This is a genomic window from Pseudomonas sp. NPDC087697, assembly GCF_044743155.1.
GTDB lineage: Bacteria > Pseudomonadota > Gammaproteobacteria > Pseudomonadales > Pseudomonadaceae > Aquipseudomonas.
Window position 1 is genome coordinate 362,316 of the sequence record NZ_JBIUVW010000001.1, and the last position, 18,262, is coordinate 380,577.

At 57.5% G+C, this 18,262-nt stretch carries 16 protein-coding genes; 15 read left to right on the forward strand and 1 reads right to left on the reverse strand.

From position 1 onward, the window contains the following. Positions 1 to 98: 98 nt before the first annotated feature. From ACIPIN_RS01540 to ACIPIN_RS01595, 12 genes are all read left to right on the forward strand, one after another. On the forward strand, positions 99 to 1,409 hold the full coding sequence (locus ACIPIN_RS01540) for an ABC transporter substrate-binding protein (RefSeq protein ID WP_401114306.1): 1,311 nt from the start codon (positions 99 to 101) through the stop codon (positions 1,407 to 1,409). A gap of 129 nt (positions 1,410 to 1,538) precedes the next feature. Next, on the forward strand, positions 1,539 to 2,465 hold the full coding sequence (locus ACIPIN_RS01545; RefSeq protein ID WP_401114309.1) for a carbohydrate ABC transporter permease: 927 nt from the start codon (positions 1,539 to 1,541) through the stop codon (positions 2,463 to 2,465). A gap of 8 nt (positions 2,466 to 2,473) precedes the next feature. Beyond that, positions 2,474 to 3,304 carry a carbohydrate ABC transporter permease gene (locus tag ACIPIN_RS01550; protein WP_145016082.1) on the forward strand — a complete coding sequence of 277 codons (831 nt, stop codon included), beginning with the start codon at positions 2,474 to 2,476 and terminating at the stop codon, positions 3,302 to 3,304. A gap of 35 nt (positions 3,305 to 3,339) precedes the next feature. Beyond that, the gene (locus ACIPIN_RS01555; RefSeq protein WP_401114312.1) at positions 3,340 to 4,443 is read left to right on the forward strand and encodes an ABC transporter ATP-binding protein; all 1,104 of its coding nucleotides are present in this window, start codon (positions 3,340 to 3,342) and stop codon (positions 4,441 to 4,443) included. Between the two features lie 15 nt (positions 4,444 to 4,458). After that, positions 4,459 to 5,931, forward strand: coding sequence for a mannitol dehydrogenase family protein (locus ACIPIN_RS01560; RefSeq protein ID WP_401114314.1), 1,473 nt, complete (start codon positions 4,459 to 4,461; stop codon positions 5,929 to 5,931). Positions 5,932 to 6,088: 157 nt separating this feature from the next. Beyond that, positions 6,089 to 7,579, forward strand: coding sequence for a xylulokinase (gene xylB, locus ACIPIN_RS01565; protein ID WP_401114316.1), 1,491 nt, complete (start codon positions 6,089 to 6,091; stop codon positions 7,577 to 7,579). A 13-nt stretch (positions 7,580 to 7,592) separates the two neighbouring features. Continuing rightward, on the forward strand, positions 7,593 to 8,537 hold the full coding sequence (locus tag ACIPIN_RS01570; protein ID WP_401114318.1) for a carbohydrate kinase: 945 nt from the start codon (positions 7,593 to 7,595) through the stop codon (positions 8,535 to 8,537). 242 nt (positions 8,538 to 8,779) lie between these two features. Next, a complete protein-coding gene (locus tag ACIPIN_RS01575) occupies positions 8,780 to 10,852 on the forward strand; it encodes a type VI secretion system tip protein VgrG (RefSeq protein WP_401114321.1) in 2,073 nt (690 codons plus the stop codon). Continuing rightward, positions 10,849 to 11,697, forward strand: coding sequence for a DUF4123 domain-containing protein (locus ACIPIN_RS01580; RefSeq protein WP_401114323.1), 849 nt, complete (start codon positions 10,849 to 10,851; stop codon positions 11,695 to 11,697). Before ACIPIN_RS01575 ends, ACIPIN_RS01580 begins: the two co-directional genes overlap by 4 nt. Next, positions 11,694 to 12,551 (forward strand): hypothetical protein, encoded by an 858-nt coding sequence (locus ACIPIN_RS01585; protein ID WP_401114326.1) that lies wholly within the window; start codon positions 11,694 to 11,696, stop codon positions 12,549 to 12,551. Before ACIPIN_RS01580 ends, ACIPIN_RS01585 begins: the two co-directional genes overlap by 4 nt. After that, positions 12,544 to 13,404, forward strand: coding sequence for a hypothetical protein (locus ACIPIN_RS01590; RefSeq protein ID WP_401114329.1), 861 nt, complete (start codon positions 12,544 to 12,546; stop codon positions 13,402 to 13,404). Before ACIPIN_RS01585 ends, ACIPIN_RS01590 begins: the two co-directional genes overlap by 8 nt. An 11-nt stretch (positions 13,405 to 13,415) precedes the next feature. Further along, on the forward strand, positions 13,416 to 15,605 hold the full coding sequence (locus ACIPIN_RS01595; protein ID WP_401114331.1) for a lipase family protein: 2,190 nt from the start codon (positions 13,416 to 13,418) through the stop codon (positions 15,603 to 15,605). A 214-nt stretch (positions 15,606 to 15,819) separates the two neighbouring features. Here the strand turns inward: ACIPIN_RS01595 and ACIPIN_RS01600 are convergent, their stop codons facing one another. Continuing rightward, positions 15,820 to 16,209 (reverse strand): DUF6124 family protein, encoded by a 390-nt coding sequence (locus ACIPIN_RS01600; RefSeq protein ID WP_401114333.1) that lies wholly within the window; start codon positions 16,207 to 16,209, stop codon positions 15,820 to 15,822. 513 nt (positions 16,210 to 16,722) lie between these two features. On the opposite strand from ACIPIN_RS01600, the gene ACIPIN_RS01605 reads away from it, so the two are divergent. The 3 genes from ACIPIN_RS01605 (at position 16,723) to ACIPIN_RS01615 (ending at position 18,232) form a co-directional block, all read left to right on the forward strand. Then, positions 16,723 to 17,100 carry a hypothetical protein gene (locus ACIPIN_RS01605; protein WP_401114336.1) on the forward strand — a complete coding sequence of 126 codons (378 nt, stop codon included), beginning with the start codon at positions 16,723 to 16,725 and terminating at the stop codon, positions 17,098 to 17,100. Positions 17,101 to 17,239: 139 nt separating this feature from the next. Further along, positions 17,240 to 17,797, forward strand: coding sequence for a hypothetical protein (locus ACIPIN_RS01610; protein WP_401114339.1), 558 nt, complete (start codon positions 17,240 to 17,242; stop codon positions 17,795 to 17,797). 171 nt (positions 17,798 to 17,968) lie between these two features. Continuing rightward, the gene (locus ACIPIN_RS01615; RefSeq protein ID WP_401114342.1) at positions 17,969 to 18,232 is read left to right on the forward strand and encodes a DUF2790 domain-containing protein; all 264 of its coding nucleotides are present in this window, start codon (positions 17,969 to 17,971) and stop codon (positions 18,230 to 18,232) included. Positions 18,233 to 18,262: the final 30 nt, after the last annotated feature.

The window sequence follows — 18,262 nt, forward strand, 5'->3', positions numbered from 1 at the left end:
GAGAGCTGTAATTGGTCTCAGATTCTTCCTACCTCCGGAAGACACAAAAACAATAACTGTCCTTCTGCTGTCCCCTGGACTCAGAAGAGGAGTGCGTGATGAAACCCACTGTAAAAGCTCTGCTTGCCTGCACCTGCATGACCCTCAGCGGCGTCAGCCTTGGCGCACAAACCCTGACCATTGCCACCGTCAACAACAGCGACATGATCCGCATGCAGAAGCTCTCGAAAACCTTCGAGGCCGAGCACCCGGAGATCAAGCTCAATTGGGTAGTGCTGGAAGAAAACGTGCTGCGTCAACGTCTGACCACCGACATCGCCACCCAGGGCGGCCAGTTCGATGTGCTAACTATCGGCATGTACGAAGCTGCACTCTGGGGCGCCAAGGGTTGGCTGGAACCGATGAGGGATCTACCCGCCAGTTACGCCCTCGACGACGTATTCCCCTCGGTGCGTGAAGGCCTGTCGGTCAAGGGCACGCTCTACGCCCTGCCGTTCTACGCCGAAAGCTCCATGACCTATTACCGCACCGACCTGTTCAAGGACGCAGGCCTTGCCATGCCCGAGCATCCGACCTGGGAGCAGATCGGCGAATTCGCCGGCAAACTCAACAAACCCGATCAGGAACAGTACGGTATCTGCCTGCGCGGCAAGGCCGGTTGGGGCGAGAACATGGCATTGATCACCACCATCGCCAATGCCTACGGCGCACGCTGGTTCGATGAGAAGTGGCAACCGGAATTCAGCGGTCTGGAGTGGAAGAATGCGCTGAACTTCTACGTCGAGACCATGAAGAGTTCCGGCCCGCCCGGTGCTTCCAGCAACGGTTTCAACGAGAACCTCGCACTGTTCAATAGCGGCAAGTGCGCGATCTGGGTCGACGCCAGCGTCGCTGGCTCGTTCGTCACCGACAAGACTCAAAGCAAAGTCAGCGACCACGTCGGCTTCACCTACGCCCCCCATCAAGTGACCGACAAAGGCTCGGCCTGGTTGTACTCCTGGGCGCTGGCGATCCCCTCCAGCTCCAAAGCCAAGGATGCGGCGAAAACCTTCAGCGCCTGGGCCACCTCCAAAGAGTACGGCGCACTGGTGGCCGAGAAGGACGGCATCGCCAACGTGCCGCCAGGCACCCGCGCTTCGACCTACAGCGACGCTTACATGAGCGCCGCGCCGTTCGCCAAGGTCACGCTGGAGTCGTTGAAGGTTGCCGATCCGGGCAAACCGACCCTCAAACCGGTGCCTTACATCGGCATCCAGTTAGTGACCATTCCTGAGTTCCAGGCTGTTGGCACCCAGGTCGGCAAGCTGTTCTCCGCCGCGCTGATCGGCCAGACCACGGTCGACCAGGCGCTGGCGGCCGCCCAGCAAACCACCGAACGTGAAATGAAGCGCGCGGGTTATCCCAAATAATAACTGCCTCTGTAGGAGCAAGGCTTGCCCGCGATTGCCGCAATGCGGTCTGTCAGATGAACCTCATTATCGTTCATCGCTAGCAAGCTCAGCTCCTACAAGAGCTGTCACCAATCGGTTCTGATCGCCATGAATACCTCGACTATCAAAGCACATATGGAAATCCCGGCGCCGCTGCGTAAGAGCCGGCTGACCAACCCAGGCTGGTTTCTGGTCAGCCCTTCGGTGGCCCTGTTGCTGCTGTGGATGATCGTGCCACTAGGCATGACCCTGTACTTTTCATTGATCCGCTACAACCTGCTCTACCCCGGCGACAACGCGTTCGTGGGGCTGGAGAACTTCAGCTACTTCCTGACCGACTCGGGCTTCCTGCCGGGCGCCACCAACACCTTATTACTGGTCGGCAGCGTGCTGTTGATCAGCGTGGTGTTCGGGGTACTGATCAGCGCCCTGCTGGAAGCCAGTGAGTTCCTGGGGCGCGGTATCGTGCGGGTGATGTTGATCTCGCCGTTCTTCATCATGCCCACCGTCGGTGCGCTGATCTGGAAGAACCTGATTTTCCATCCGGTCTCGGGGATTCTCGCTGCCGCGTGGAAGCTCTTCGGCGCTCAACCCGTGGACTGGCTGGCGCACTACCCGCTGCTGTCGATCATCATCATTGTCTCGTGGCAATGGCTGCCCTTCGCGATCCTGATCCTGATGACCGCCATGCAGTCGCTGGACCAGGAACAGAAAGAAGCGGCACGCCTGGATGGCGCCGGACCGATCGCGATCTTCTGGCACCTGACCTTGCCGCACCTGGCACGGCCGATTGCCGTGGTGGTAATGATCGAAACTATCTTCCTGCTCTCGGTATTCGCCGAAATCTTCACCACCACCAACGGCGGCCCCGGCTACGCCTCGACCAACCTCGCCTACCTGATCTACAACCAGGCGCTGGTGCAGTTCGACGTCGGCATGGCCTCCGCCGGAGGGTTGATCGCGGTGGTGATTGCCAACATCGCAGCGATCATCCTGGTGCGGATGCTCGGCAAAAACCTGACTGACAAAGCCTGAGGCCTGCCATGACCCTTCAACAATCCCGTCGTTTGCAAAGCCTGTTGCTCGGCACCCTGGCCTGGGCCATCGCGATCCTGATTTTCTTCCCGATCTTCTGGATGGTGCTGACCAGTTTCAAAACCGAAATCGATGCGTTCGCCACGCCGCCGCAGTTCATCTTCACCCCCACTCTGGAGAACTATCTGCACATCGAGGAGCGCAGCGGTTACTTCAGTTTTGCCTGGAACTCGGTGGTGATTTCGTTCAGCGCTACAGCTCTGTGCCTGCTGATCGCAGTGCCGGCGGCGTACTCCATGGCGTTCTACGAAACCCAGCGCACCAAAGGCACGCTGCTGTGGATGCTCTCGACCAAAATGCTGCCGCCGGTGGGCGTGCTGATGCCGATCTACCTGCTGGCCAAGAGTTTCGGCCTGCTCGATACACGGATCGCGCTGATCATCATCTACACGCTGATCAATCTGCCGATTGTGGTCTGGATGATTTACACCTACTTCAAGGACATCCCCAAGGACATCCTCGAAGCCGCCCGCCTGGATGGCGCCACCCTGTGGCAGGAAATGGTCCGGGTGCTGCTGCCGATCGCCAAGGGCGGGCTGGCGTCGACCGTGTTGCTGTCGCTGATCCTGTGCTGGAACGAGGCGTTCTGGTCACTGAACCTGACCTCATCCAAAGCCGCGCCGCTGACCGCGTTGATCGCCTCCTACTCAAGCCCCGAAGGCTTGTTCTGGGCCAAGCTCTCGGCGGTCTCAACACTGGCCTGCGCACCGATCCTGATCTTCGGCTGGATCAGCCAGAAACAACTGGTCCGCGGCCTGTCCTTCGGCGCCGTGAAATAACGCCCCTTTCGAATTATTAAAAGCGGAGGCCCGTCATGGCCCACCTGAAAATCAAGAATCTGCAAAAAGGTTTCGAAGGCTTTTCCATCATCAAAGGCATCGACCTTGAAGTGAACGACCGCGAGTTCGTGGTCTTCGTCGGCCCGTCCGGCTGCGGTAAATCGACTCTGCTGCGGTTGATTGCCGGGCTTGAAGAAGTCACCGCTGGCACCATCGAACTGGATGGGCGCGACATCACCGAAGTCAGCCCGGCCAAGCGTGACCTGGCGATGGTGTTCCAGACTTATGCCCTGTATCCGCACATGAGCGTGCGCAAAAACATGTCTTTCGCCCTCGACCTGGCCGGCGTGAACAAGGCTGAGGTGGAGAAAAAGGTCAACGAAGCGGCGCGTATTCTCGAACTCGGGCCGATGCTCGAACGCAAGCCGAAACAGCTCTCCGGTGGCCAGCGTCAGCGCGTAGCGATTGGCCGGGCGATTGTGCGCAACCCGAAGATCTTCCTGTTCGACGAACCACTGTCCAACCTCGACGCCGCCCTGCGGGTACAGATGCGCCTGGAACTGGCGCGCCTGCATAAAGAACTGCAAGCGACGATGATCTACGTGACCCACGACCAGGTTGAAGCCATGACCCTGGCCGACAAAGTCGTGGTGCTCAACGGTGGCCGGATCGAACAGGTCGGCTCGCCGCTGGAGCTCTATCACCAGCCGGCCAACCTGTTTGTCGCAGGCTTTCTCGGCACACCGAAAATGGGCTTTCTCAAGGGCAAGGTCAGCCGCATCGATCGCCAGGGCTGTGAAGTCCGGCTCGATGCCGGGACGCGCATCAGCCTGCCGCTGAGCGGCGCCAATCTCAACGTCGGTGACGCAGTGACGCTGGGTATTCGCCCGGAACACCTGAACCTCGCGCAACCCGGCGACTGCACCTTGCAGGTCACCGCCGATGTCAGCGAACGCTTGGGCAGCGACACCTTCTGCCACGTTCTGACCGCCTCCGGTGAAGCCCTGACCATGCGTATTCGCGGTGATCTGGCGAGTCGCTATGGCGAGCAACTGAACCTGCATCTGGACGCCGAACACTGCCACTTATTCGATGCCAACGGGGTGGCCGTGGCCAGACCGCTGCGCGCCGCTGCCTGATTGCCGAGACCCGACATGAAATTGAATAAACCCAACCTCACCCGTCTGGCACCAGAAGTGGCTCTGCCCGCCTACGCCCTGAGCGCTACCCGCCACGGCATCGCCCACATCGGCGTCGGCGGTTTCCATCGCGCCCATCAGGCCTATTACACCGATGCCTTGATGAACTTGGGCGAAGGTCTGGACTGGAGCATTTGCGGCGTTGGCCTGCGCGCCGAAGATCGCCGCGCCCGGGACGATCTGGCCGGCCAGGACTACCTGTTCACCCTGTTTGAACTGGGCGATACCGATGACACTCAGGTCCGGGTCATCGGCGCCATCAGCGACATGCTGCTGGCCGAAGACGGCACTCAGGTGCTGATCGATAAACTCGCCAGTCCGGACATACGCATCGTCTCGCTGACCATCACCGAGGGTGGTTACTGCATTGACGACAGCAGCGGCGAGTTCATGGCCCAGCTGCCACAGATCCAGCATGACCTGGCTCACCCAAACAGTCCGAAAACCGTGTTCGGTTTCCTCTGCGCAGCCCTGGCCAAACGCCGTGCCGCCGGCACTCCAGCATTCACTTTGATGTCCTGCGATAACCTGCCACACAACGGCGCGGTCACCCGCAAGGCCCTGCTGGCCTTCGCCGCGCTGCGCGATGCGGACTTGCGGGACTGGATCGCCGCGAACGTCAGTTTCCCCAACGCCATGGTCGACCGCATCACCCCGATGACCAGCTCGGCTCACCGCTTGCAACTGCACGACGAGCACGGCATTGACGATGCCTGGCCAGTGGTCTGTGAACCCTTCGCGCAATGGGTGCTGGAAGACAACTTCGTCAATGGCCGCCCGGCCTGGGAGAAGGTCGGGGTGCAGTTCACCGACGACGTGACGCCCTATGAAGAGATGAAAATCAAACTGCTCAACGGCAGCCACCTGGCCCTGACCTATCTGGGCTTTCTCAAAGGCTATCGCTTCGTCCACGAAACCATGAACGACCCGCTGTTCGTGCGTTATATGCGCGCCTACATGGACCTGGACATAACCCCGCAATTGGCACCCGTGCCGGGCATCAACCTGGCGGATTACAAGAACACCCTGGTCGAGCGTTTCTCCAATCAGGCGATTGCCGATCAGCTGGAGCGCGTTTGCTCCGACGGTTCGTCGAAGTTTCCCAAGTTCACCGTGCCGACCATCAACCGCTTGATTGCCGATGGACGAGAGACCAAGCGTGCGGCGTTGGTAGTGGCGGCGTGGGCCTTGTATCTGAAGGGTGTCGATGAGAACGGCGATACCTACTTGATTCCTGATCCACGGGCGGAATTCTGTCAGGCACTGGTGGCCGATGATCCGTTGATCACTCAGCGACTGCTGGAAGTTGAAGAGATCTTTGGCACGGCGATACCCCATTCTCCGGAATTTGTTGCAGCGTTCGAGTGGTGCTGTAACAGCCTGCGTGAACATGGCGTGACACGGACCCTGGAGCGGGTGTTGGCGTGAGCACGGTGGTGAACGTGCTGCCGTCTTCGCGAGCAAGCCCGCTCCCACATTAATCGTTGTCGAACACAAGATCTGTGTTCACTGAAGATCTACTGTGGGAGCGGGCTTGCTCGCGAATGGGTTCACCGAGATCGACCTGACACACCTAGGATCTTCCATGACAAACCAATTATTCCTCGGCATCGACTGCGGCACCCAAGGGACCAAAGCGCTGGTCCTCGATTCGAGCAGCGGTAAAGTCCTCGGCCAAGGCGCCGCCGCCCACAACCTGATCAGCGGCGCCAATGGCCGTCGTGAGCAAGACCCGGCCCAATGGCTAGAGGCATTAACCCTCGCCACTCGCCGGGCCTTGCTCGCCGCCAACATCAGCGGCCAGGAGATTCTTGGTATCGGCATCTCAGGTCAGCAACACGGGCTAGTCCTGCTCGATGAACAAGGCCAGGTCCTGCGCCCGGCCAAGCTGTGGTGCGACACCGAAACCACCGCAGAAAACCACCGGTTGCTGGCTCATCTGGGCGGTGAAAGCGGCTCGCTGGAACGTCTCGGCGTGGTCATCGCACCGGGTTATACCGTGTCCAAACTGTTGTGGACCCAAGAGCAGCATCCGCAGATTTTCGCCCGCATCGCTCACATTCTGTTGCCCCACGACTACCTCAACTATTGGCTGACCGGGCGCTGTTGCAGTGAGTTCGGCGACGCTTCGGGCACCGGCTACTTCAATGTGCGAAGCCGCCAGTGGGACGAAGAGCTACTGGGTGACATCGACCCCAGCGGACGTTTGCAAGCGGCGCTGCCCGAACTGCTGGAAGCGCATCAAGAGGTCGGCACGATTTTGCCGAACATTGCCGAGCAGTTGGGCATCAACCCTCGGGCATTGGTTGCCAGCGGCGGTGGCGACAACATGATGGGCGCCCTCGGCACCGGCAATATCCAGCCTGGCGCGATCACCATGAGCCTGGGCTCTTCGGGCACCGTGTATGCCTACGCCGAGCAACCCAAGGTCAGCCCGGACGCGTCGGTCGCCACATTCTGCTCCTCCAGCGGTGGCTGGCTGCCGTTGATTTGCACGATGAACCTGACCAATGCGACCAGCGCGGTTCGTGAGCTGTTCGATCTGGACCTTTCGCAGTTCAATGCGCGGGTCGAACAGTCACCGATTGGCGCCGAAGGTGTGAGCATGCTGCCGTTCCTCAACGGCGAGCGCGTTCCCGCCCTGCCCCATGCCACCGGTAGCTTGCTGGGGCTGAATATGAGCAACCTGACCCAGGCCAACCTCTGCCGTGCAGTGGTCGAAGGCACGACCTTCGGTTTGCGTTATGGTCTTGACCTGCTGCGCCACAACGGATTGCACAGCCGCAGCATTCGCCTCACCGGTGGCGGCTCAAAAAGCCCGGTATGGCGGCAGATGGTCGCGGACATTATGAACACCCCTGTGATTTGCACCGAACACAGCGAGGCCGCGGCACTCGGCGCGGCGATTCAGGCAGCGTGGTGCGAGTCGCAGACCGGGACCCAGCAAAGCCTGTTGGCGTTGTGTGAGCGCTGTGTCAGCCTCGATCCCACCAGCGAAACCCAACCCGTCGCGGCGAATGTAGCGGCCTACCAACAGGCCTATGAGCGCTATCGACAACAGGTCGCAACCCTTTAAAGAGTGAACAATTATGTATCTGGTGTGTGGCGAAGCGCTGTTCGATTTCTTCAGCGAAAACGAGGCCAGCGGTCAGGCTTCAAAAGTGAATTACAAGGCGATTGCCGGCGGATCACCGTTCAACGTCGCAGTCGGCCTACGTCGTTTGGGGGTGGACGCGGCGCTGTTCGCCGGGCTGTCCACCGACTACCTCGGCCGCCGCTTGCAACAAGTGCTGGCGGACGAAGGGGTATGTCCGGACTATCTGCTGGACTTCGATGCGCCCACCACTCTGGCGATGGTCGCGGTGGGCGCCAACGGCTCGCCGCATTACAGCTTTCGCGGTGAAGGCTGCGCTGATCGTCAACTCACGCTTGCCCATCTGCCAGAGTTGAACGACCAGGTGCGTGGTCTGCACATCGGCTCGTTCTCGCTGGTGGTGCAACCGATTGCCGACACACTGCTTGCGCTGGTGCGCCGGGAAAGCGGCAAACGCCTGATCAGCCTCGACCCGAATGTGCGACTCAATCCCGAGCCGAACATCGAATTGTGGCGTTCGCGGATTGCGGAGTTGGTCACGCATGCCGACCTGATCAAAGTCAGCGACGAAGACTTGAGCCTGCTGTATCCGGATCGCGACCCGCAGAGCGTGATCGACGGCTGGCTGGAGCATCGCTGCCAATTGGTGTTCCTGACCCGTGGCGGTCAGGGCGCGACGGTGTTCAGTCGTCGCCACGGCAGTTGGTCCGCGCCGGCGAGCCCGGTGGTCATTGCGGACACCGTCGGTGCCGGCGACACCTTCCAGGCCGCGTTGATTACCTGGCTGACCGAGCAACAGCTCGATTCGGTCGACGGCTTGCAGCGCTTGAGCCGCGAACAGATCGACGCGATGCTCAGGTTCGCAATAAGCGCTGCAGCCCTGACCTGCAGCAAGACCGGACCGGATTTGCCGTATCGACATCAGTTGGAAATGCGCTGAATGTGAGGGACTCTTCGCGAGCAAGCCCGCTCCCACACTTGATCTGAGGTGCTCACAAATTTTGTGTCCACCGACAATCCAATGTGGGAGCGGGCTTGCTCGCGAAGGCGGTCTATTTCAAACCGCCATTCTCACAGTCACAACACCGAAAAGTTGTAACTCACCGGCCATTTGCGCCTTGAACCGATGGATTTAATCCTGCACCATCGCGCCCTGGTTATTCAAAGGACGGAATCAAAGGCATGCTGGATGCTAACGCTACCCATATTTCTCTTACGCTCGAAGGTGTTTCCACTGACCTTCAGGTGCTCAGTTTCGTAGGCCGCGAAGCCCTCAATCAGCCGTTCTGCTTTGACATCGAGCTGGTCAGTTCCCGTCCCGACCTCAAGCTTGAAGAGTTGCTGCACAAACCCGCCTGCCTGACCTTCGGCAGCACCGGTGAAGGCATCATTCATGGCCTGGTCTACCGCATCGCTCAGGGCGATTCGGGCAAAAGCCTGACGCGCTACAGCATCAGCCTGACCCCGCAGCTCAACTACCTGCGGCACAACCATGACCAGCAGATATTCCAGCAGTTGAGCGTGCCGAAGATCATCGCCCAGGTCCTCGAAGCCCGCGGCATTCTGTCCGACGCCTACCGCTTCCAGCTTGGCGCGATCTACCCCGAGCGCGTGTACTGCGTGCAGTACGACGAGTCCGACCTGCATTTCATCCAGCGCCTGTGTGAAGAAGAAGGCATTCACTTCCACTTCCAGCACAGTGCCAGCGGCCACACCCTGGTGTTCGGCGATGACCAGACGGTGTTCCGCAAACTCGCGCCCGTGAGCTATCAGCAAGACTCCGGCATGAGCGCCGACAAGCCGGTGATCAAGCGTTTCAACCTGCGCCTTGAAACCCGCACCAGTCGCGTCAGCCGCCGCGACTACGACTTCGAAAAACCGCGCATCCTTCCTGAAGGCGCGGCCAGCAGCACGTTCCTGCCAGACCTGGAAGACTACGACTACCCCGGCCGCTTCACCGACCGTTTGCGCGGTAAACAGCTGGCGACCCGTGCCCAGGAGCGCCACCGCAGTGACTACCAGTTGGCCGAAGGCAAAAGCGATCAACCGATCCTGGTCAGCGGTCACTTCCTGGCCTTGAGCGAACACCCCAGGTCTGAGTGGAACGATCTCTGGCTGCTGCTGGAGGTCATTCACGAAGGCAAGCAACCGCAAGTGCTGGGCGAATCCATCACCAGTGACGTCACCCAGAACAAGGATGACTTCCACCAGGGTTACCGCAACCGCTTCCTCGCGACCCCGTGGGACGCGCACTTCCGCCCTGCCCTCGAACACCCGAAACCAAAAGTACTGGGCAGCCAGACCGCTGTGGTCACCGGCCCCAACGGCGAAGAAATCCACTGTGACGAATACGGCCGCATCAAGGTGCAATTTTACTGGGACCGCGACGGCCAGGCCGACGACAAAACCAGTTGCTGGGTTCGCGTAGCCAGCGGCTGGGCCGGTAGCGCCTACGGCGGCATCGCCATCCCGCGCATCGGCATGGAAGTGCTGGTGACCTTCCTCGAAGGCGATCCCGACCAGCCTTTGGTCACCGGTTGCCTGTACCACAAGGAAAACGTCGTCCCCTACGACCTGCCGGCGAACAAAACCCGCAGCACCTTCAAGACCCTCAGCTCACCGGGCGGCAAGGGCTACAACGAGCTGCGCATCGAAGACAAGAAAGGCGCCGAGCAAATCTACCTGCACGCCCAGCGCGACTGGGACGAAAACGTCGAGCACGACCAGAAAATCCGCGTCGGCAACGAACGCCACGACACCGTCGAAGCCAACACCCTCACCGAACTCAAGGCCGAAGAGCACCGCATCACCCATCTGGATCGCAAGACCGAAGCGCGGGCGGACGACCACCTGACAGTCGGCGTGACTCAGCATGTGAAGGTTGGCACTGCGCAGTTTGTCGAGGCAAGTCAGGAAATTCATTACCACGCCGGTGAAAAGGTCGTGGTGGAAGGCGGGATGGAACTGACGGCCAAGGCTGGTGGGAGTTTTGTCAAGGTTGATGCAGGGGGTGTGACTATCAGCGGTGCCAACGTCAAGGTTAACTCCGGCGGCGCTCCAGGTGCGGGGACAGGCATTCAGATTCTCGAACCGGTCATCCCATGGGCTGCCGCCAAGGACGAGGCTGGCGCCCTGCTCGTCCCGGCTGCCGTGCAAATGTCCATGGCCAAAGCCGCCCGCGCGGCCGGCGATACTCGCTGCCCGATTTGCGAAGCCTGCCGTGAAGGCAAATGCGATTTGGGGACGGCGGCATGAGCGATGTACTCAACAGCTGGCTCAGCGAACAGGCCCAACTCAACCGTGTCCTGATCCTGTCCCTGGACAGCCTCGCCGAACCGAACCCGGTCAACTCGCTGTACAGCGCCGGCCTGATGCAACGCTCGGTACAACTCTATCGACGCACCCCATACGCCGACTTCGCCGCCATCAGCCCTTGGCTGACCGAACTGCACAACCCCGGCGCCGAGGCCTTCCGCCAACTGCTGGACGACCCTCAGCGCAATTGGGGCTGGATTGGCAGCATGGACAAAGCCGACCTCGACGCTCTGACCCAACACTGGCAAGCGCGAATGGTCATCGATGAAGACGGCGAGCGTTCGTTGTTCCGTTTTCAGGACAACCGGGTGATCGCTCGCTGCCTGACCACCCTCAACGAAACCGAATACCCGCTGCTACTTGGCCCGATCAGCAGCGTGCTGTATTGGGATGTAGACCAGTGGAAAAGCGTGGACAACGCCAGACCCGGTGTGTACCCGGTGCCGAATCCAGCGCCTTGGTTGCGCACCCCGGAGTCAGGCGAACAAGCCCGCAGCATCCTGCGCGACAACCTCAAACGCTGGCTGCTGACCTACCACGTCGAAGCCGCCGCCGGCCTGGCAGAAACCCGTGTGGTCAGCGAGTGGCTTGAGGAACAGATGGACCTGATGGACCTGTGGCAATGGAAAACCCCGGAACAAAGGGAGTTGATGCTGAGCCGCAGATTGAATCCCAAGTGCATGGAAGATGCAGCCTGGGAGCCATTGCCGGGTGAAACGCCGGATGTGCATTTTGCGCGGTGCCAGCGAGTGTTTGCTGATACGAATGTGGATACTGACGTTTGAGTGCCAGTAAATGGGCAATGCTGGGGTTAGGACTGGCGCTTGGCGGGTGTAGTTGGGTTGGCCAGATGGCGCAGGACAGTGTTGAGGGTGCCACCAGTTATTACAGCTCAGACCATTTCACTTTGGTGGTGACGGTGCCTGCGAATTTTGGGTTTACCTCTAAAGCACAGTATTCGCCTAAAGAGCGTCAGGACTGCACGGTTTACAGTCCGGGGTTGGGCGGTTCTGTTACTCGCCAGCAGCAGAAATCCGATAAGACCGTTGCAAAAAGTACTGAGCAAACCCTCTCAACGGAAATACCGTTGGAATACCACATTGCGGGTTGCGCGATGGAAATTACCAGGGTGGATTATGAGGTTGATGCTACTTATGGTTCCGACGCTTGGGACCATGATCTCGACCATGCAGGTGGATTGGCAATTGTAGAGACAGCATCGGCAACGACTCCCGACGGCACCGAACAAAGAGGTTTGTGTACTTGGCTTTTCCAAATAAGTACTGCAAAAGCTAAAAAAGGTGAGATTGAAAAAATCCTGTCTTGCTCCGCTGCAGATATCGCATGGAATGTTCCTGAGGATCGGTTCAAAAAACGTAAACCCGGAGGTGTCGCCGTGAGAAGTGAACTGACAAATAAAACCGTCAGCGTGACGTTCAGGCAGTCTGCTAAGGAAAAACCTAGCTACCAAGGGTATTGGTTCAAAGCTCCAGACGGCTGGAAACCTTGTACTGGTAGGTGGGGCACTGAACGTGAAGAGCTGTGTACAACTCCTCCAAAATTTAGAACTTTTAAGATGGGCGTTCATGAATGTACCGTCTATCCAAACTGTACTGAGCAGGGAGCATTAAATGACTAACAATTTTTTTTCATGCGGCTTCAGGTCTGTATTTTTTCTTGCTCTACCGATGATGGGCGCTTGCAGCTGGGCCGGCCAAATGGCCAAGGACACAGCTGAAGGTATCACCAGCAATTACGGGAGCGAACATTTCACTCTGGTGGCCAGCCTCCCTGCGAATTTCGGTTTTACCTCCAAGGCTCAGTACACACCCAAAGAAGGCCAGGACTGTCAGGTTTACAGCCCAGGCTTAGGTGGCTCGGTGACTCGCCAACAACAGAAATCAGATAAGACCGTTGCAAAAAATACGGAACAGACGGTTTCTACAGAAATACCGCTGGAGTACCACATTGCAGGGTGCGCGATGGAGCTCGCCAGAGTGGATTACGAAATTAATGCCACGTACGGTCCTGACGCTTGGGATCATGGCTTGGATCATGCTGGAGGACTGTCAGTGATAACCTCTTCTACTGACAGCGAATCCAGATCATATTCAAATATTCAAGAACAACGTGCGCTGTGTACGTGGTTATTTCAAATCAGTACGGCGAAAGCAAAAAAGGATGGCATTGAAAAAATCCTGTCATGCAGTGCAGCTGATGATAACTGGAAAATATCAAGCAACTACTTTGAACGACGAAAGCCTGGTGGCGTAGTAAACAAAGAAGTACTAAACCAAAAAACAGTGAAGATTACCTTTCGCCAATCGGAAGTTGAAGAGCCTTCAAAAAACAACCGTTGGATTCAGACCGCTACTGGTTGGAAGCCGTGCCAAGGCACTGCCACGTCAAACCGTTGTGCGTCTCCCCCAATCTTTAAAACATTCAAAATGAATGGACGCGATTGTGCGGTTTATCCAGCCTGCAGTGAATAAGGACGTTACTAATGCAGACTCAGCAAAATAGCTTACTAGGCGATCAGTCGCGATCCTGCCCACTGAAAGGTGATTGGCTTAGTTTCAGACTTGTAGATGAATTCGGTGATGGCAAACCTTATGCGAGTTTAAAATTTGAGCTCACCGATTCAGAAGGTGAAAAACAATCTGGCACGTTGGACGCCGATGGATATGCAAAGGTTATTGGACATTATAGTGGTCCGCTAATACTGACTCTTGCTAATGGCTATTCAGGTAAAGAAAGCTGGTACGAAGATCTATACGATAGAAAGGATTACCGAATTCCACTGACGGACCTTCAAGTAGCTGCTGAAAAAACTCTACGTCGTCCTATTGGCAGCACCGGAAAAACGGGCGCGTATCGAGCAGCGGCAGAAAAAGGCGAGTATCACAATGTAGAAGTGCGCGAGCTTGTTAAGTTTACAAAGCATCTGCCTCCGGCAGCAAAGCTGTCCAATCCTGTTCCAGCCGGTTGCGCCAAACTGGCTCGTGATTTCGCAGGCGATAAAGTGCCGAGTTTTGGCGTAGGGCTGCTCCCGGAAAAGCATTACGTATTGGAAGTGCGGGCGCTGCGTGCATTTCGACCGTTGCTGTCACTGGCCCCTGAATTCAGCGCCCTCAACCTTTATCAGTTGTCGCTGCTGGCCACACTGAGTTACGGCGCCTTCGGCCAGGTCCCGGAAACGCTGGCAAAATCCGAAAAGCCCAAAAAAGACTTTGCCTTTTCCTATCCGCAGAAAGGCACTATCGGGCACGTGTTGAATACATGCCTGGCCTGTTACGAGGAGCCAACGCGTTACGCGGACTCCAAGCAATCCGCTTATCCGCTGGTTGAAGATGTGCCCTATTCAAAACGCTTGGAAATCGTTCCCTTTGACCCGGAGCGTTATCCGCAAAATGACCCTGCATCAGGGGAGAAGCTGGAAACACCATCGTCAGTACACTTCTTCAACGATGCCAGGCAGGGAGCAACTGACTGGACAAATACCGATACGCAAGCCTATGCCACCCATGATGATCGAGTAGTGTTGATTGGCGTCCGGGGAACAGCTGAAGGCTGGGACGGCTGGCGTGACGCAGATGCCCAGCAAGTACCCATTGAAGGTGGAGCAGGCAAAGCACACCAGGGTTTCTATGAAGCCTTCATGGCGCTCCGCCCTTTCATAGAAGATTACATACGCCGTTTCCGTACGGACCAAAAAATCCTCGTCTGTGGCCATAGCCTCGGCGGTGCTATTGCTTTGTTACTTGCGGAATGGCTGCGCCGCAACATCACAGATGACGTAATTCTCTACACCTTCGGCTCGCCACGTGCTGGCGACAAGGATTTCGTCGAAGGTGCGGCAGCACTGGTTCATCACCGCATCGTCAATCAAAACGACCCGGTTCCCAGCGTCCCCGCTGGCTGGATGGATACCAAGAAGCCGATCTGGATCACTGGCCTCGCCGCAACGGTGTCAGGTGTTCTGACACCGGCTGTCGGTGGCCTGGTATTCGCAGCGGGCATGACTCGTTTTGGTGGCAAGCCTTACTGGCACCATGGAGAACAGCGGCACTTCATGCCACTGCAGTTACCGGGACGGGTCGTATCCTCCGTACTGTGGAAGCCGGGTTGCGAAGGTTACGAAGAGGCCGCAATGGCACGCTGTGTTGCGCAGATGAAAAACAATGACATGCCTGATCGCAGCCAATTCATGAAACAGGTAATGAACGCAGCCGATCACAAGATGCTCGACGGTTACATTCCAGCATGCTGGGCGTCGTTGCGGCGATGGCAGGAAACACAAAAGACCGGCGGCTGCGTCATCAGCACGACAGAATCGAGTCGATTGCAGCTAGAGGTCGAGACCTATCGTACCGAGCTGAAAAAGTGGCAGAGCAGCACCAACTCAGAGTTTCCCGGTGGAACCTTCGAAGGCCGGCCACGGGATCAGGACCGCCAAACGGCCATCAACCAAGCTGTACGACACAATGAAAAAGAACTGGCAGCCATCGAAACTACGCTTAAGAAGCTCACTGTGTTGAGCAGCACCAAGCTTACGCTCGCCGATGTCTATGGTGATCGCACCGAACTGGCTGATCTTGGTGTCCACATCGACCGCTGGTCCGCGCACACGGAAAACCAGGCGTCAGTGCGGATCGCTCAGATTCCGCCGTCCACCTCGGTGAGCATGGCCTGATCAGGGCATTAACGGTCGGTTTGAAGCGGGCATGGTTTATGGCGGGGCGGAGGGTTATATGCGCCCTGCCCCTGCAGCCCGACTCAACGCAGGTATTCAGGAATATGGTCAGATGAGAACACAGGAAAGGAGGACAGATTTATTTAAATGCCTTTTCTGATGAAATTGGCTCTTAAACAAACCTATCCCCTATCTTCTCAACCAGCGACTAACCCTACACCTTAACCCGATACTCCACCGGATTCGGTGGGTCGAGGTTGTCCATGGCGCGGTCTATCAGCAGTTGTGCGCCTTCGGCCATGCGGTAGATGGCCAGGGCGACGTTGCGGCGCGAGCCTTCGATTTCGAAAGCGAGGTCGCCGGCGATGGCTTTGATGGAGGCGATGTCTTCGGAGGCGTTGGCCAGGAGGCTGTCGGTGTCGACGTCTGGGGCGACGATGAAGAGTTGGCCTTTGCGGGCATCGGCGAGATGGATTTTGTTGCGTGGTGGGATCAGGTGGTGGTCGAGGGCGCGTTCGGCGGCTTCGTGGAGTTTTTTCGAATCCAGAGATTCGTAGGGGGAAGTTGCTGGGTCTTCTGGTGGGTTCGGTGTTGGTTTGAACATGATCGGGCTCCACTTTATCTATGGAAGCTGACCCGGTTCGCTTGCACGCGAATGAGGGTGGCAGCCATGTGCGGGGTGCAAGACCGAGTAAACCGCCCACAAAACCTCGGCAGACCCGAAGGTCTCCCGCACACAGCCGCCATAAAGCATAAGTAACGAGCATAGATCGCCCGATGCATGGCTAGTGGTTTTTGAAAGGTGGTTCTTGTACTCGGACTTGCACGTCCGTGTCACCGTTTTTTGGTGACAGGGTGAGACTAGCCCTGACTCGCAGGCCGGGATAGTTACTGAACACCGCTACAAGTTGAAGGAAATTTCCGAGGGGGCGCAAACCGGTACGCATCCCGAATCCTGACCAGCTTCACAGCTACTCGCCTTACGGCGATTGCTTCGAGCAGGAAAGCACCAACCGTTGGTACGCACGCTTTGATCAGGAATCTGAAATCTAAAAAGCCTACGTCAAAAAATTCGGCATGCCTTACGGCTCTTGGTAACTGAAGAAACGGAGATCCAATGAAAGGAATCGTTCAACTGGCCTACAGTCTCGCGCTGATCAGCTTTGCCAGCGTGCAGGCATCAGAACAGAAAGAGTTGGCGGGGCATTACTATCTGCAAGGTGCGATGGAGATGGGGTCGGAGTTGTTGCTGCGCGACAACGGTCGGTTTGAAGCAGGCATGGTGTATGGCGGTGCCGAAGGTTATGCCAAGGGCGACTGGACGTTGGAGGGGCAGAATCTGACGCTTCATCGCGACCCTGCCGGCCCCGTTTCGAAGGACGATATCGGGCAGTTGTTTGATGGTCTGATACTCCTCGTTCGTCCTGGCTGCCTGGCACTGCAAGAGGATGGCGGGTGTTACGTCAAAAGCGTCAAGAAAGGTTTGGCCCAGTAGTCGGTGACTACACTGAAAAATCACCGTTTCGGCACCATCCTCCGCATCAAAACATCCACCACTGCCCGCACGCTGGGCAGTTAGCGACGTTAGTGCTCTTTACCCTGACTCAATACAGGTCTTACGGCATATCATTCAAATGAGACAAATTTCGCTTGGCATCTCGCTTGTCCTATTCTGCATTCATACCTTTGCTGCACAACCACAGATAAAAGTTGTCGCCAGCTGTGAATTGGCAGGCCCCAAGAACACGGTCGAACTGTTACGTGATTCACCCATTGCTGACTCTTACGTCTACAAAATCCGCTATACCCAAAAAAGCCGATTCATCTTTGACGGCCTGGAGGCCTCTCGAGGTGCCTCGGTTCAGTGGCAGTGCGCATCCACTCAATCGAACATGAAAGTACTGGTGGTCTCTGGTGAGTTCACTTCGAACTATCTCCAGGGGGCTTTTTTCTACTTTGACCCGAAAGCAGGAAAAATAGAGCGTGTCGATTTCGCCGAAAGAAATCGCCCGCGCTGGGTGCAGATGTCCGAGCAAGGGGCTCGCGTGATTTTCGAGAACATCGGTAATGAGAGCTCGCACAAGTATTTGGTCTACGGAAAAGGTGACACTTATCTGGAGCTCGACGAGTTGCCGCACGCATCTAATGCAAATGAGGGCCCCCTGATCGAACTGAATGCCCCCCAGCAGTAGTCGATCAACCCGCTACGTCCGTCAGAAGCCCCCACAAAATTTAACCCTTGGTTAATCCTGCGGTCCAACAGTTACTGGACCGCGTTCGCGCAGAACCTTCTGACGCCCTCCGCGGCAGGGCCGACATCGTCAGGTGTCGCGCTGACTTCAAGTCTGCACCGGAGATTTCTCATGAACATGCGTATGTTGCTGGTGGCCTCTGCCCTCGCCTGCACCGGATTTGCCGGGCTGGCGCTTGCCGACACGGCGCCCACTCAGCCTGTGCCGTATCACTACGGAATGCCGCTGCACGTGGAAAAAGTCATTTCAATGACCGAACCCACGACGCACGACTGCGTGGTGGTGACGGCGGAAATGAAATTCATCGACACTGCGGGTAAACAGGAGGACATCAGCTACCTCAAGCTGTCGGATGCCTGTAACTATCAGAACTGAGTGATCGCTGTGCGTAACAGTCATTGATGA